This window comes from uncultured Kluyvera sp., assembly GCF_902485085.1.
Taxonomy (GTDB): Bacteria; Pseudomonadota; Gammaproteobacteria; order Enterobacterales; family Enterobacteriaceae; genus Kluyvera; species Kluyvera ascorbata.
Genome location: NZ_CABTJS010000115.1, coordinates 1 through 15,062, shown reverse-complemented (window position 1 = coordinate 15,062; position 15,062 = coordinate 1). Strand labels below are relative to the sequence as shown.

Annotated in this window: 14 protein-coding genes; 9 read left to right on the top strand and 5 right to left on the bottom strand. The window is 53.5% G+C overall.

Annotated features, from left to right (window positions below):
- Positions 1-16: 16 nt before the first annotated feature.
- Positions 17-1,195 (top strand): sugar efflux transporter, encoded by a 1,179-nt coding sequence (locus RDN66_RS13675; RefSeq protein WP_308537920.1) that lies wholly within the window; start codon positions 17-19, stop codon positions 1,193-1,195.
- A gap of 84 nt (positions 1,196-1,279) precedes the next feature.
- Here the strand turns inward: RDN66_RS13675 and leuD are convergent, their stop codons facing one another.
- The 5 genes from leuD to leuL all read right to left on the bottom strand — a co-directional run bounded on the left by leuD (position 1,280) and on the right by leuL (position 6,140).
- Positions 1,280-1,885 carry a 3-isopropylmalate dehydratase small subunit gene (gene leuD, locus RDN66_RS13670; protein ID WP_035893008.1) on the bottom strand — a complete coding sequence of 202 codons (606 nt, stop codon included), beginning with the start codon at positions 1,883-1,885 and terminating at the stop codon, positions 1,280-1,282.
- 12 nt (positions 1,886-1,897) lie between these two features.
- On the bottom strand, positions 1,898-3,298 hold the full coding sequence (gene leuC, locus RDN66_RS13665) for a 3-isopropylmalate dehydratase large subunit (RefSeq protein ID WP_035893010.1): 1,401 nt from the start codon (positions 3,296-3,298) through the stop codon (positions 1,898-1,900).
- A 2-nt stretch (positions 3,299-3,300) separates the two neighbouring features.
- Positions 3,301-4,392, bottom strand: coding sequence for a 3-isopropylmalate dehydrogenase (leuB, locus tag RDN66_RS13660; RefSeq protein ID WP_035893011.1), 1,092 nt, complete (start codon positions 4,390-4,392; stop codon positions 3,301-3,303).
- Complete coding sequence (gene leuA, locus RDN66_RS13655; RefSeq protein ID WP_115074864.1) at positions 4,392-5,963, bottom strand: 2-isopropylmalate synthase; 1,572 nt, start codon at positions 5,961-5,963, stop codon at positions 4,392-4,394. The genes leuB and leuA overlap by 1 nt, the downstream gene beginning before the upstream one ends.
- 90 nt (positions 5,964-6,053) lie before the next feature.
- The gene (gene leuL / locus RDN66_RS24310; RefSeq protein ID WP_100249930.1) at positions 6,054-6,140 is read right to left on the bottom strand and encodes a leu operon leader peptide; all 87 of its coding nucleotides are present in this window, start codon (positions 6,138-6,140) and stop codon (positions 6,054-6,056) included.
- 602 nt (positions 6,141-6,742) lie between these two features.
- Between leuL and leuO the strand changes: the two genes are divergently transcribed.
- From leuO to ftsI, 8 genes are all read left to right on the top strand, one after another.
- On the top strand, positions 6,743-7,714 hold the full coding sequence (gene leuO / locus RDN66_RS13650) for a transcriptional regulator LeuO (protein WP_035893013.1): 972 nt from the start codon (positions 6,743-6,745) through the stop codon (positions 7,712-7,714).
- Between the two features lie 389 nt (positions 7,715-8,103).
- Entirely contained in the window at positions 8,104-9,828 is a 1,725-nt protein-coding gene (gene ilvI, locus RDN66_RS13645) for an acetolactate synthase 3 large subunit (RefSeq protein ID WP_123650739.1), read from the top strand.
- Positions 9,829-9,830: 2 nt separating this feature from the next.
- On the top strand, positions 9,831-10,322 hold the full coding sequence (gene ilvN, locus RDN66_RS13640; RefSeq protein ID WP_035893016.1) for an acetolactate synthase small subunit: 492 nt from the start codon (positions 9,831-9,833) through the stop codon (positions 10,320-10,322).
- 145 nt (positions 10,323-10,467) lie between these two features.
- Positions 10,468-11,472 carry a catabolite repressor/activator gene (gene cra, locus RDN66_RS13635; protein ID WP_035893017.1) on the top strand — a complete coding sequence of 335 codons (1,005 nt, stop codon included), beginning with the start codon at positions 10,468-10,470 and terminating at the stop codon, positions 11,470-11,472.
- 593 nt (positions 11,473-12,065) lie between these two features.
- The gene (gene mraZ / locus RDN66_RS13630) at positions 12,066-12,524 is read left to right on the top strand and encodes a division/cell wall cluster transcriptional repressor MraZ (protein WP_035893018.1); all 459 of its coding nucleotides are present in this window, start codon (positions 12,066-12,068) and stop codon (positions 12,522-12,524) included.
- Positions 12,525-12,526: 2 nt separating this feature from the next.
- Positions 12,527-13,468 (top strand): 16S rRNA (cytosine(1402)-N(4))-methyltransferase RsmH, encoded by a 942-nt coding sequence (gene rsmH / locus RDN66_RS13625; protein WP_035893019.1) that lies wholly within the window; start codon positions 12,527-12,529, stop codon positions 13,466-13,468.
- A complete protein-coding gene (ftsL, locus tag RDN66_RS13620) occupies positions 13,465-13,830 on the top strand; it encodes a cell division protein FtsL (RefSeq protein WP_035893020.1) in 366 nt (121 codons plus the stop codon). Before rsmH ends, ftsL begins: the two co-directional genes overlap by 4 nt.
- A gap of 15 nt (positions 13,831-13,845) precedes the next feature.
- Positions 13,846-15,062, top strand: a 1,217-nt coding sequence (ftsI, locus tag RDN66_RS13615) for a peptidoglycan glycosyltransferase FtsI (protein WP_308537919.1), incomplete at its 3' end; no start/stop codon positions are given.

Below are 15,062 nucleotides of genomic sequence, written 5' to 3'. Positions count from 1 at the left end.
CGCGAAAGGATTTCTGATGCTCTGGTTAATGACGATGGGACGACGTCTCAACGGTGTGTATGCCGCCTTTATGCTGGTGGCGTTTATGATGGGCGTGGCGGGGGCGTTGCAGGCGCCAACGCTGAGCCTGTATCTCAGTCGAGAAGTTGGGGTGCAGCCGTTCTGGGTAGGGCTGTTCTACACCGTCAATGCTATCGCCGGGATCGTCGTCAGCCTGGGGCTGGCAAAACGATCCGATAACCGGGGTGCCCGACGTAAGCTGATTATGTTCTGCTGCCTGATGGCGGTGGGCAACGCGCTGCTTTTCGCCTTCAACCGCCACTACCTGACGCTGATTACCTGCGGCGTGCTGTTGGCTTCCATCGCCAATGCGGCGATGCCGCAGCTGTTTGCGCTGGCGCGTGAATATGCCGATAGCTCGGCGCGTGAAGTGGTGATGTTCAGCTCGGTGATGCGTGCGCAGCTGTCGCTGGCGTGGGTGATTGGCCCGCCGCTGGCCTTTATGCTGGCGCTCAACTATGGCTTTACCGCCATGTTCTCTATTGCCGCCGTGATTTTCGTGATTAGCCTGACGCTGATTGCTCTGACGCTACCGTCGGTGGCGAGGGTCGAACAGCCCGCCGACGTGGTGCAGAATCAGATTAGCGGCTGGAAGGACAGCAACGTGCGGATGCTGTTTATTGCCTCCACGCTGATGTGGACCTGCAACACCATGTATATCATTGATATGCCGCTGTGGATCAGTAGCGATCTCGGTCTGTCGGATAGCCTGGCGGGGATCCTGATGGGGACGGCGGCGGGGTTGGAAATTCCGGCGATGATCCTCGCGGGTTACTACGTGAAGCGCTTTGGTAAGCGGCGGATGATGGTGACGGCGGTAGCCGCCGGGGTGCTGTTCTACGTCGGGCTGATCTTCTTCCACAGCCACACGTCGCTGCTGGTGCTCCAGCTGTTTAACGCGGTGTTTATCGGTATTGTTGCCGGGATTGGCATGCTGTGGTTCCAGGACCTGATGCCGGGGCGTGCGGGGGCAGCGACCACGCTGTTTACCAACAGCATTTCAACCGGGGTGATTCTGGCGGGGATTATTCAGGGGGCGCTGGCGCAGAGCTTTGGCCATTTCTCGGTGTACTGGGTGATTGCCGGGATTTCGCTGGTGACGCTGGTGATGACCGGGCGGGTGAAGGACGTTTAGTCTGGAGCCGTCCCGCCTTATCTGGGCTGGTAGCCCGGATAAGGCGCGAACGCGCCACCTCCGGGGAGGCAGCGGCGTTACGGATTACTGCATAAACGCCGGCTGCTTGTTTTCGTAAGCCGAAATAGCGTCTTCGTGTTGCAGCGTCAGGCCAATGCTATCCAGCCCGTTCAACATGCAGTGACGACGGAAGTCGTCAATCTTAAAGCTGTAGGATTTCTCCCCCGCTTTAACCACCTGCGCTTCCAGATCCACTTCAAACGTAATGCCCGGGTTGGCTTTCACCAGCGCAAACATCTCGTCCACCTGTGCATCGCTCAATGTCACCGGCAGCAACTGGTTATTAAAGCTGTTGCCGTAGAAGATATCGGCGAAGCTTGGGGCAATGACCACTTTAAAACCGTAATCGGTCAGCGCCCACGGTGCGTGCTCGCGTGATGAACCACAGCCGAAGTTTTCGCGCGCCAGCAAAATGGAAGCACCTTTGAACTCAGGGAAGTTCAGCACGAACTCAGGGTTCGGCTGCTCGCCTTTGTCGTCGAGGAAGCGCCAGTCGTTGAACAGGTGCGCGCCAAAACCGGTGCGGGTCACTTTCTGCAAAAACTGTTTTGGAATGATGGCATCGGTATCGACGTTCGCGGCATCCAGAGGCACCACCAGTCCCGTATGTTGGGTAAATTTCTCAGCCATGATGGTGTTTCCTTATTTCAAGCTACGAATGTCGGCGAAATGGCCGGTTACCGCGGCCGCTGCGGCCATGGCCGGGCTAACCAGATGGGTACGACCACCGCGGCCCTGACGGCCTTCAAAGTTACGGTTGCTGGTAGAAGCACAGCGCTCGCCTGGGTTCAGACGGTCGTTGTTCATTGCCAGACACATAGAACAGCCCGGCAGACGCCATTCAAAACCGGCTTCGATAAAGATCTTATCCAGACCTTCTGCTTCCGCCTGCGCTTTCACCGGGCCGGAGCCAGGCACGACCAGCGCCTGTACGCCTGGGGCGACTTTACGGCCTTTGGCGATTTCCGCCGCCGCGCGTAAATCTTCAATACGCGAGTTGGTGCAGGAGCCAATAAACACTTTGTCGATAGCCACGTCGGTCAACGGGATACCGGATTTCAGACCCATATACGCCAGCGCTTTTTCCGCGGAGGCGCGTTCAACCGGGTCGCTGAACGATGACGGGTCCGGAATGTTGTCATTCACGGAAATCACCTGGCCTGGGTTAGTGCCCCAGGTCACCTGCGGCGCAATCTCTTCCGCCTGCAGGGTAACCACCGTATCGAAGGCCGCGCCGTCGTCGGTTTGCAGGGTTTTCCAGTAGGCGACGGCTTCGTCAAAATCTTTGCCTTTCGGCGCGTGCAGACGGCCTTCCACATAGTTGAAGGTCGTCTGGTCTGGCGCAACCAGGCCCGCTTTCGCCCCCATCTCAATAGCCATGTTGCACAGGGTCATACGGCCTTCCATGCTCAGGTCGCGAATCGCCTGACCGCAGAATTCCACCACGTGGCCGGTGCCGCCTGCGCTACCGGTTTTACCGATAATTGCCAGCACGATGTCTTTGGCGGTGATACCCGGTGCGGCTTTGCCGTTCACTTCAATCTTCATGGTTTTGGCGCGACCCTGCTTCAGGGTCTGGGTTGCCAGCACGTGTTCCACTTCGGAGGTGCCGATACCAAACGCCAGCGCGCCGAATGCGCCGTGCGTCGCGGTATGGGAGTCGCCGCAGACGATGGTCATGCCCGGCAGGGTAACGCCCTGTTCTGGCCCCATGACGTGGACGATGCCCTGATACGGGTGATTCAGGTCATACAGTTCGACGCCGAATTCGTTGCAGTTCTTAATCAGCTCCTGCATCTGGATACGCGCCATCTCGCCGGAGGCGTTGATGTCTTTGGTCTGCGTAGAGACGTTGTGATCCATGGTGGCGAAGGTTTTACCCGGCTGACGCACCGGACGATTGTGCGCGCGCAGGCCGTCAAACGCCTGCGGTGAAGTCACTTCATGCACCAGGTGGCGGTCGATATACAGCAGCGGCGTTTCGTTTGGCGCTTCGTAAACCACGTGAGCATCAAACAATTTTTCGTATAAGGTCTTCGCCATGATTACACCCCTTCGGCAACATAGCGGGCGATGATGTCGCCCATTTCATCGGTACTGACTGCCGCGGCGCCGCGCGCTAAATCACTGGTTCGTACGCCTTCTTCCAGTGCGCGGTTAATGGCATTTTCAATGGCGGTGGCCGCGTCGTTGGCGTCCAGGCTGTAGCGCAGCAGCAGCGCCAGAGAGAGGATCTGCGCAATCGGGTTAGCGATGTTTTTGCCAGCGATATCCGGAGCCGAGCCGCCGGCCGGTTCGTACAGGCCAAAGCCTTCTTCATTCAGGCTGGCAGACGGCAACATACCCATAGAGCCGGTGATCATCGCGCACTCGTCGGAGAGAATGTCGCCGAACAGGTTAGAGCACAGCACCACGTCGAACTGTGACGGGTCTTTAATCAGCTGCATGGTGGCGTTGTCGATGTACATATGTGCCAGCTCAACGTCGGCATACTCTTTGCCGATTTCGCTGACGATTTCGCGCCACAGAATGGAGGACTGCAGCACGTTGGATTTATCGATAGAGGTCACTTTGTGACGGCGCTTGCGCGCAGATTCAAACGCGATACGGGCGATACGTTCGATCTCAAAGCGGTGATATACCTCGGTATCAAACGCTTTTTCGTGCTGACCGCTGCCTTCACGACCCTTCGGCTGACCGAAGTAGATACCGCCGGTCAGTTCGCGGACGCACAGGATATCGAAGCCGTTAGCGGCGATATCGGCACGCAGCGGGCAGAACTCTTCCAGCCCCTGGTACAGTTTCGCTGGACGCAGGTTGCTGAACAGCTTGAAGTGTTTACGCAGCGGCAGCAGTGCGCCGCGTTCTGGCTGCTGGTTTGGCGGCAGATTTTCCCATTTAGGGCCGCCCACGGAACCAAACAGAATGGCGTCAGCCTGGTCGCAGCCTTCAACGGTCGCCTGTGGCAGCGGTTCGCCGTGACGGTCGATGGCGATGCCGCCAACATCGTAATGGCTGGTGGTAATGCGCATATCAAAACGTTGGCGCACGGCTTCCAGTACTTTCAATGCCTGTGTCATGACTTCAGGGCCAATACCGTCACCTGGTAACACAGCAATATGGTAATTCTTCGACATTACACGGTTTCCTTGTTGTTCTCGTTATTCTTAACTTTGCGTTGCAATTCTTTTTCAACTTCAGCGGCGCGCCAGATGTTGTTCAGCACGTGAACCATTGCTTTTGCGGAGGATTCCACGATGTCCGTCGCCAGACCGACGCCGTGGAAGCGGCGACCGTTATAGTTAACGACGATATCGACCTGACCCAGCGCGTCTTTGCCCTGGCCTTTGGCGTTCAGGTCATATTTCACCAGCTCAACGTCGTAGCCGGTGATACGGTTAATCGCCTGGTAAATCGCATCAACCGGGCCGTTACCGTTCGCGGCTTCGGCTTTGGTTTCTTCACCGCAGGCCAGCTTCACGGAGGCGGTGGCAATATCACTGGAGCCTGACTGCACGCTGAAGTAATCCAGGCGGAAATGCTCTGGCTCTTCCTGCTGCTTATTGATGAACGCCAGTGCTTCCAGGTCGTAATCGAAGACCTGACCTTTTTTGTCCGCCAGCTTCAGGAACGCGTCGTACAGGTGGTCCATGTTGTAGTCGGTATCTTTGTAGCCCATCTCTTCCATGCGGTGCTTCACCGCAGCACGGCCAGAGCGGGAGGTCAGGTTCAACTGGACCTGGTTCAAACCGATGGACTCAGGGGTCATGATTTCGTAGTTTTCGCGGTTCTTCAGCACGCCGTCCTGGTGGATACCGGAGGAGTGGGCGAACGCGCCGGTACCGACGATAGCTTTGTTGGCCGGGATCGGCATGTTGCAGATCTGGCTGACGGTCTGGCTGGTACGCCAGATTTCGTTATGGTTGATGGCGGTGTGCACGTTCATGATGTCTTTGCGCACTTTAATCGCCATGATCACTTCTTCCAGCGAGCAGTTGCCTGCGCGCTCGCCGATGCCGTTCATCGCGCCTTCAACCTGACGAGCGCCCGCGTGGACCGCTGCCAGAGAGTTACCGACCGCCATGCCCAGGTCATCGTGGGTGTGAACGGAGATAATCGCTTTATCGATGTTTGGGACGCGTTCGTACAGGCCGGTAATAATGTTGGAGAACTCAAACGGCAGGGTGTAGCCGACGGTATCTGGAATGTTGATGGTGGTGGCACCGGCGTTAATCGCCGCTTCTACCACGCGTGCCAGCTGATCAATTGGGGTACGACCGGCATCTTCACAGGAGAACTCAACGTCGTCGGTGTAGTTACGTGCGCGTTTCACCATATACACCGCGCGCTCAATCACTTCATCCAGCGTGCTGCGCAGCTTGGTGGCGATGTGCATCGGAGAGGTGGCAATAAAAGTATGGATACGGAATGCTTCCGCGACTTTCAATGACTCGGCGGCAACGTCAATATCCGCCTCTACGCAGCGAGCCAGCGCACAAACACGGCTGTTTTTAATGTTGCGCGCGATGGTTTGTACTGATTCAAAATCGCCCGGAGAAGAGACCGGAAACCCGACTTCCATCACGTCAACGCCCATACGTTCGAGGGCAAAAGCAATCTGCAACTTCTCCTTCACGCTCAGGCTTGCCTGTAATGCCTGTTCACCATCACGTAAGGTCGTATCAAAAATAATGACTTGCTGGCTCATGGTTTAGGTCCTTGGTTAACTTGGGGCGCCTTGCTACGAGCATAAAAAAACCCGCGCAGCGGCGCGGGTTTTTCGTTTACTGATGATGACTTAACGTTGAACGTCGCACACCAGCCTACCGCGCACAGAAGAGGCGTTTAGTAGTAGTAGGCCGTTGAAGCGAGTGGTACGGAACATGTCATCATTCTCCAGATGAATTCGATATGCTTTTAGTGGTACTGGATATGGTTTCTGATGTCAACCCTGGCAGGTGAAATGAAGCCGATTTCGTTATCAAACCGAAACGGTAGAATTAGCTAATTGTGCTGAAGGAGGTCGCATTTTATAGATGATCGTTTCATGCGTTGATTCATGACTTTCATATTTTGTCGCATTTAAACATGAATCATCGCAAACGCTCATGAGTTTGACATTTTTGAGGTTTCGATCTATCTCTATGATAAATATATGGTTGTTGTTCTTTTTCTGTTGTGTTGTGAATTTAAGAGAACTCTTTTTGATATAAAATGTTAATTATTAAAGCCAGTAAAATAAAACACTTTAATAATACTTAATATATTCGTCCGATTTTGGAATGTTGTCTATTCGCGCAATCTATGGGTAAACTACATGACATTCACTTGGTGATATTGATGGGTTTGAATTTTGCTCATCAGCAAACTTGCCTTGTTATCTTTATATATTCCTATTTTTTATTGAATTCTCTTTTTTGGATCTTATATGCATGGTAAATCATATAGCCTCAGTTTATTTTTGCTATTTAGCAAAGGGAGTTTTGTATGACATTGGAGTCTGATAGCGTCATTAATGCGCCGGAGCAGCAGCGCACATCAATAAATGAAGGAAATAAACCCCAGCTGCGGATGGTGGATTTAAATTTGCTGACCGTATTTGACGCGGTGATGCAAGAACAAAACATTACTCGCGCCGCTCATATTCTTGGAATGTCACAGCCTGCGGTCAGTAACGCTGTCGCTCGTTTGAAAGTGATGTTTAATGATGAATTATTTGTGCGGTATGGCCGCGGTATTCAGCCGACAGCACGTGCCTTCCAGCTGTTTGGTTCTGTCCGCCAGGCGTTGCAGCTCGTGCAAAATGAATTGCCGGGTTCTGGTTTTGAACCATTAAGCAGTGAGCGAGTATTTAATCTTTGCGTATGCAGCCCTCTGGATAACTATTTAACTTCAATCATTCTTAATAAAGTAAGTGAAGTAGCGCCGCATATTCATATGGTTTTCAAATCGTCATTAAATCAAAATACTGAACATCAGCTGCGCTATCAGGAAATCGAGTTTGTGTTGGGCTATGAAGAGTTCCGTCGCCCTGAATTTGCCTGTGTGCCGTTATTCAATGATGAAATGGTTCTGGTGGCGAGCGACAAGCATCCCCGTATACATGGACCGGTAACTGAAGCCGATATTTATAGCGAAGAACACGCCGTTGTTTCTCTGGATCGCTATGCATCGTTTAGCCAGCCTTGGTATGACACCATTGATAAGCAGGGTCGTATTGCCTATCAGGGAATGGCATTGATAAGCGTACTCAATGTTGTGTCCCAGACACAGCTGGTTGCCGTTGCTCCTCGTCGTCTGGCGGAAGAGTTTTCCGAGCAGTTGGGCCTACAGATTTTACCGTTGCCAATGAAGTTAAATAGCCGTACCTGCTATCTTTCCTGGCATGAAGCGGCAGGCCGTGATAAAGGCCATCAATGGATGGAAGAGTTACTGATTAGCGCGTGCCGTCCGCAGTAATAACCCGTCAGACAAACAGAGTGTTGATGCATTCTGTTTGTCTTGTTTTTTTATGATAATGAAAAATATTATGCTGTTATCACTCTCTGGCGGTGGGAGCAATAATGTGAAAAATGCAGGTTTTGCTGTAATGCCGCGTTTCGCCCGAGCATCTACGCTCTCTTTTTCCTGGCGTTGAAGTAATCATCCATCATTCTCCCTTTTCCCTTTATTTTTCCTCTTTTTAGTACGGCTTCTACTCCAGACGTGTGAATTGCCTGCCTTGTGGTGAGCGGTTATGTTAGTTCTTTACCGATAATTTAGCGTCGGCGGACAAATTCTTCCGTCGGGCGTATGGCGCAGAGAAATGAATTCTCGGGTCATTAAGAACAGAAGCCTGGAGGCAAACCATGGAGATGTTGTCTGGAGCCGAGATGGTCGTCCGATCGTTAATCGATCAGGGCGTGAAGCAGGTATTTGGCTACCCGGGAGGCGCTGTCCTCGATATTTATGACGCGCTACACACGGTGGGGGGTATTGACCATGTGCTGGTGCGCCATGAGCAGGCGGCGGTGCATATGGCCGACGGCCTGGCGCGTGCGACCGGCGAAGTCGGCGTTGTGCTGGTGACTTCCGGCCCTGGCGCGACCAACGCCATCACCGGTATTGCCACGGCCTATATGGACTCCATTCCACTGGTGGTACTTTCCGGCCAGGTTGCCACCTCGTTGATTGGCTATGACGCCTTCCAGGAGTGCGACATGGTCGGAGTGTCGCGACCGGTCGTCAAACACAGCTTCCTGGTGAAGCAGACCGAGGATATCCCCGGCGTGCTCAAAAAAGCATTCTGGTTAGCATCCAGCGGCCGACCTGGCCCGGTGGTGGTCGACTTACCGAAAGATATTCTGAACCCGGCGAATAAGCTGCCGTACGTCTGGCCGGATACGGTCAGCATGCGCTCCTACAACCCAACGACGACCGGGCATAAAGGGCAGATTAAACGCGCCCTGCAAACGCTCATCGCCGCGAAAAAACCGGTGGTGTATGTCGGCGGCGGGGTGGTGAACGCCGAGTGCCATACGCAGCTGCGTACGCTGATTGAAAAGCTGAACCTGCCTGTCGCTTCTTCACTGATGGGGTTAGGCGCTTTCCCGGCGACACATCGTCAGGCGCTGGGCATGCTGGGGATGCACGGTACCTATGAAGCTAACATGACCATGCATCACTCTGACGTGATTTTTGCCGTTGGGGTTCGTTTTGACGATCGCACAACCAACAATCTGGCGAAGTACTGCCCGGATGCCACCGTGCTGCATATTGATATCGATCCGACATCGATCTCTAAAACGGTTCCGGCAGATATTCCGATCGTCGGCGATGCGGGAATAGTACTGGATCAAATGCTGGAACTACTGGATCAGGAAAGCGCGGCGCAGCCGCTGGATGAGATCCGCGACTGGTGGCAGCAAATTGAACAATGGCGGGCGCGCCAGTGCCTGAAATACGATACTCAAAGCGCGCAGATCAAACCGCAGGCGGTAGTGGAAGCCATCTGGAAGCTGACCAACGGCGAGGCGTACGTCACCTCTGATGTGGGCCAGCACCAGATGTTTGCGGCGCTCTATTATCCGTTTGATAAACCTCGTCGCTGGATCAACTCTGGCGGTCTCGGCACCATGGGCTTCGGTTTGCCTGCGGCTCTTGGGGTGAAAATGGCGCTGCCAGATGAAACCGTAGTCTGCGTGACCGGCGACGGCAGTATTCAGATGAATATTCAGGAGCTGTCGACCGCGCTGCAGTACGAGCTGCCGGTGCTGATTCTGAACCTGAACAATGGTTATCTGGGAATGGTGAAGCAGTGGCAGGATATGATCTATTCTGGCCGTCACTCCCAGTCCTATATGCAATCGCTGCCGGACTTTGTCCGCTTGGCTGAGGCCTATGGTCATGTAGGCATTCGCATCACCGAACCATCCGAGCTTGAGAGCAAACTTGCGCAGGCGCTGGAGCAGGTGCGCAATAACCGCCTGGTATTTGTCGACGTTTGCGTCGATGGCAGCGAGCACGTCTACCCGATGCACATTCGCGGCGGGGCAATGGACGAGATGTGGCTGAGCAAAACGGAGAGAACCTGATTATGCGCCGGATATTATCTGTATTACTGGAAAACGAGTCCGGCGCGCTGTCGCGCGTGATTGGCCTCTTTTCACAACGTGGGTACAACATCGAAAGTCTGACCGTGGCGCCAACCGACGATCCGACGCTCTCTCGTATGACTATCCAGACGGTCGGTGACGAAAAAACCATCGAACAGATCGAAAAGCAGCTGCACAAGCTGGTGGACGTGCTGCGGGTGAATGAGCTGGGGCAGGGCGCGCATGTTGAACGCGAAATCATGCTGGTGAAAGTGCAGGCCAGCGGTTATGGTCGCGACGAGGTCAAGCGCAACACGGAAATCTTCCGCGGGCAGATTATCGACGTCACGCCATCGCTCTATACTGTTCAGCTTGCGGGCACGAGCGACAAGCTGGATGCGTTCCTCGCTTCACTGCGTGATGTGGCGAGAATCGTGGAAGTGGCACGTTCCGGCGTGGTCGGTTTGTCGCGCGGCGACAAGATTATGCGCTAATCACGTCTCATCGCTTTATCGTAGCCCGGCCAGACGTCGGGCTTTTTTTTGCGAAATCAGCAATAAGTGCGAAGAAAAGCTATTGCCGATGAGATCAATCTGCGTTTAGATGTTACGGATTATACTTATAAAGCAAGGGGCAATTGTGAAACTGGATGAAATCGCCCGGCTTGCCGGTGTTTCCCGAACCACCGCCAGCTATGTGATTAACGGTAAAGCGAAGCAGTATCGCGTCAGCGATAAAACTGTTGAAAAAGTGATGGCCGTTGTGCGTGAGCATAACTACCATCCTAACGCGGTAGCCGCCGGGCTGCGTGCAGGACGCACGCGTTCTATTGGGCTGGTCATTCCCGATCTGGAGAACACCAGCTACACGCGCATTGCTAACTATCTTGAACGCCAGGCACGCCAGCGTGGCTATCAACTGTTGATCGCCTGCTCGGAAGATCAGCCTGATAACGAAATGCGCTGCATTGAACACCTGCTGCAACGTCAGGTAGATGCGATCATCGTGTCAACATCGTTGCCGCCGGAGCATCCTTTCTACCAGCGTTGGGCGAACGATTCATTCCCGATTGTCGCGCTCGATCGTGCGCTCGATCGTGAACACTTCACCAGCGTCGTGGGCGCCGACCAGGATGACGCGGAAATGCTCGCCGCAGAACTGCGTACCTTCCCGGCAGAAACCGTCCTCTATCTTGGCGCGCTACCGGAACTGTCGGTAAGCTTCCTGCGCGAACAGGGCTTCCGTACAGCCTGGAAAGACGATCCGCGCGACGTACATTATCTTTATGCCAATAGCTATGAGCGTGAGGCGGCGGCGCAGCTGTTTGAAAAATGGCTGGAAACGCACCCGATGCCGCAGGCGCTGTTCACCACTTCATTTGCGTTGCTGCAAGGGGTGATGGACGTAACGCTGCGTCGTGAAGGGAAACTACCGACCGATCTGGCCATTGCCACCTTTGGCGACCACGAACTGCTCGACTTCCTGCAATGCCCGGTGCTTGCGGTTGCTCAGCGTCACCGCGATGTTGCAGAACGAGTGCTGGAGATAGTGCTGGCAAGCCTTGATGAGCCTCGTAAACCGAAGCCTGGCTTAAGCCGTATTCGTCGTAACCTCTATCGCCGCGGTAGTCTGAATCGCCGATAAGCAATACCTCAATGAAGGCTACACGCTGTGGCCTTCATTAGATAAAAACCCTATTTTCTTTAATATTAAGATAATTCTACATTTTAGTTAGCTTTCTATTTAATTCCCCTAATAAGATAGCGAAATAGCGTTTTTAATGTGAACGCAAAGTAAAAATATATTATTTCTGAATTATTTTGTTACATTCTCACGGCGGATTGCCGAAATAACAAACACTTCTTAGCTGGCCTACCAGAATAGGCTACTGGCCTGTCTTGAATTCCTCGTAAGGGCGCGCCGCAGGGACTGTTAACGAGCCACAGAATGTCCTAAAATGCCGCTCGCGTCGCAAACTGGCACTTTATATATTTTTTCGATGATATTTAGTTGCGTTAAAGCAATGTGAATGAGCCTGTATTTTTCTTACGGGTATTCATGGCGTTAATTTGCCTCGTCTGCTGGATAATTATTAATCAGGGCTATTGTCGGCCGCAAATAGTGGTTTTTTGGACTCTGTTGGCATTCATGCTGGCTTGACAAGCTTTTCCTCTGCTCCGTAAACTCCTTAAAGTGGGAATTTGTGGGGCAAAGTGGTAAATGGGGGTGAGGCTGGCATGTTCCGTGGGGCAACGTTAGTCAATCTCGACAGCAAAGGGCGTTTAGCCGTCCCTGTCCGATATCGGGACCAGCTTGTCGAGAGCGCTACCGGTCAAATGGTTTGTACCATTGACATTCATCACCCCTGCCTGCTGCTTTATCCTCTGCCCGAATGGGAAATTATCGAGCAAAAACTCTCGCGTTTGTCGAGCATGAACCCCGTTGAACGTCGCGTACAGCGACTGTTGTTAGGGCATGCTAGCGAATGTCAGATGGATAATGCCGGGCGATTATTGATTGCGCCGGTTTTACGGCAACATGCCGGATTGACCAAAGAAGTGATGCTGGTCGGGCAGTTCAACAAGTTTGAACTGTGGGATGAAACGGCCTGGTATCAACGGGTCAAGGAAGATATCGACGCTGAGCAATCTGCTTCAGGGGCGCTGTCGGAGCGATTGCAGGATTTGTCCTTATAAATATGATGGAAAATTTTAAACATACTACGGTACTGCTGGACGAGGCCGTTAACGGCCTGAATATTCGTCCTGACGGTATCTATATCGATGGCACTTTTGGTCGCGGTGGTCATTCGCGTCTTATCCTGTCGCAGCTTGGCGAGCAGGGGCGTTTGATTGCGATCGATCGCGATCCCGCAGCGATTGCGGTGGCTAAGACCATTGATGATCCACGCTTTTCCATCGTGCATGGTCCTTTCTCTGCGCTGGCGGACTACGTTGCCGAGCGCGACCTTGTTGGCAAGATCGACGGTATTCTTCTCGATCTTGGTGTTTCTTCACCGCAGCTTGATGACGCAGAACGCGGTTTCTCGTTTATGCGCGATGGCCCGCTGGACATGCGTATGGACCCAACCCGCGGTCAATCAGCAGCAGAATGGCTGCAAACGGCAGAAGAAGCGGACATTGCCTGGGTGATTAAAACCTTCGGCGAGGAACGTTTTGGCAAACGTATTGCCCGCGCCATTGTTGAACGCAATCGCGTTGAGCCGATGACCCGCACGAAAGAACTGGCGGAAGTTATCGCGGCGGCCATGCCGGTGAAAGACAAATTCAAACACCCCGCAACCCGTACCTTCCAGGCGGTGCGCATTTGGGTGAATAGTGAGCTGGAGGAGATAGAGCAAGCGCTAAAAAGCTCGCTTGGCGTGCTGGCCCCGGGTGGGCGGCTGTCAATCATCAGTTTCCATTCGCTGGAAGACCGCATTGTGAAACGCTTTATGCGTGAACAAAGCCGCGGTCCTCAGGTTCCGGCGGGGATCCCGATGACTGAAGAGCAACTCAGGAAGCTGGGTGGCCGTCATTTACGAGCATTAGGCAAGTTGATGCCGGGCGAAGATGAAGTGGCAGAGAATCCGCGTGCCCGTAGTTCAGTGCTGCGTATTGCAGAAAGGACGAACGCATGATCGGCAGAGTGACAGAAGCCCTAAGCAAAGTAACCGGGTCGTTAGGAAACGGCGAGCGCCATGCCTTGCCTGGCGTTATTCGCGACGACCTTTTGCAGTTTGGGAAGCTGCCACTCTGTCTGTTCATTTGCATTATTGTCACGGCGGTAACGGTGGTGACGACGGCTCACCATACTCGCCTGTTAACAGCCCAACGCGAACAGTTGGTGTTGGAGCGCGACGCGTTAGACATTGAGTGGCGAAACCTGATCCTCGAAGAGAATGCTTTGGGCGATCATAGCCGAGTTGAACGTATCGCTACCGAAAAGTTGCAGATGCAACATGTTGATCCATCAAAAGAAAACATTGTTGTTCAGAAATAAGGATTATTGCAACGCATGAAACCAGCGGCAAAAACGCTTAAGCCAAAACGTCAGGAAGAACAGGCCAACTTTATCAGTTGGCGTTTTGCGTTGCTTTGCGGCTGTATTTTTCTGGCGCTCGCGTTCCTGCTGGGACGCGCTGCCTGGCTACAAATTATTGCCCCGGATAAGCTGGTTCGCGAAGGCGATATGCGCTCCCTGCGCGTTCAGCAGGTTTCTACCTCCCGCGGCATGATTACCGACCGTTCAGGTCGTCCGCTGGCGGTGAGCGTGCCGGTGAAAGCTATCTGGGCCGATCCGAAAGAGCTGCACGAAGCGGGCGGCGTGGTGCTGAACAACCGCTGGAAAGCGTTGGCAGATGCCCTGAACATCCCGCTGGACCAGCTAGCAAACCGTATCAATACCAACCCACGCATGCGCTTTATCTACCTGGCGCGTCAGGTTAACCCTGATATGGCTGACTACATCAAAAAGCTCAAGCTGCCGGGGATTTATCTGCGTGAAGAATCTCGTCGTTACTACCCTTCAGGGGAAGTAACCGCTCACCTCATTGGCTTCACCAACGTCGACAGCCAGGGGATTGAAGGGGTTGAGAAGAGTTTTGATAAATGGCTTACCGGTCAGCCGGGTGAGCGTATTGTCCGTAAAGACCGTTATGGTCGCGTGATTGAAGACATCTCCTCAACCGACAGTCAGGCCGCCCATAACCTGGCGTTGAGCATTGATGAACGCCTGCAGGCGCTGGTTTATCGCGAATTGAACAACGCCGTGGCGTTTAACAAAGCGGAATCCGGCAGCGCCGTGTTGGTCGACGTGAGCACCGGTGAAGTGCTGGCGATGGCTAACAGCCCGTCTTACAACCCGAACAACTTTACCGGTACCGCGAAAGACACCATGCGTAACCGGGCCATTACCGACGTGTTTGAACCGGGTTCCACGGTGAAACCGATGGTAGTGATGACCGCGCTTCAGCGCGGCGTGGTGCGTGAAAACACCGTACTGAATACCATCCCTTACCGTATTAACGGCCACGAAATCAAAGACGTGGCGCGCTACAGCGAATTGACCCTGACCGGGGTACTACAGAAGTCGAGTAACGTCGGTGTTTCCAAGCTGGCGTTAGCGATGCCGTCCTCAGCGTTAGTAGATACTTACTCACGTTTTGGGCTGGGAAAAGCGACCAATTTGGGGTTGGTCGGAGAACGCAGTGGCTTATATCCTCAAAAACAACG

Bases quoted from the DNA above. Each gene is read 5' to 3' on its own strand.
- RDN66_RS13675 (WP_308537920.1), top strand. From the start codon at position 17: ATGCTCTGGTTAATGACGATGGGACGACGTCTCAACGGTGTGTATGCC.
- leuD (WP_035893008.1), bottom strand. From the start codon at position 1,885: ATGGCTGAGAAATTTACCCAACATACGGGACTGGTGGTGCCTCTGGAT.
- leuC (WP_035893010.1), bottom strand. From the start codon at position 3,298: ATGGCGAAGACCTTATACGAAAAATTGTTTGATGCTCACGTGGTTTAC.
- leuB (WP_035893011.1), bottom strand. From the start codon at position 4,392: ATGTCGAAGAATTACCATATTGCTGTGTTACCAGGTGACGGTATTGGC.
- leuA (WP_115074864.1), bottom strand. From the start codon at position 5,963: ATGAGCCAGCAAGTCATTATTTTTGATACGACCTTACGTGATGGTGAA.
- leuL (WP_100249930.1), bottom strand. From the start codon at position 6,140: ATGTTCCGTACCACTCGCTTCAACGGCCTACTACTACTAAACGCCTCT.
- leuO (WP_035893013.1), top strand. From the start codon at position 6,743: ATGACATTGGAGTCTGATAGCGTCATTAATGCGCCGGAGCAGCAGCGC.
- ilvI (WP_123650739.1), top strand. From the start codon at position 8,104: ATGGAGATGTTGTCTGGAGCCGAGATGGTCGTCCGATCGTTAATCGAT.
- ilvN (WP_035893016.1), top strand. From the start codon at position 9,831: ATGCGCCGGATATTATCTGTATTACTGGAAAACGAGTCCGGCGCGCTG.
- mraZ (WP_035893018.1), top strand. From the start codon at position 12,066: ATGTTCCGTGGGGCAACGTTAGTCAATCTCGACAGCAAAGGGCGTTTA.
- rsmH (WP_035893019.1), top strand. From the start codon at position 12,527: ATGATGGAAAATTTTAAACATACTACGGTACTGCTGGACGAGGCCGTT.
- ftsL (WP_035893020.1), top strand. From the start codon at position 13,465: ATGATCGGCAGAGTGACAGAAGCCCTAAGCAAAGTAACCGGGTCGTTA.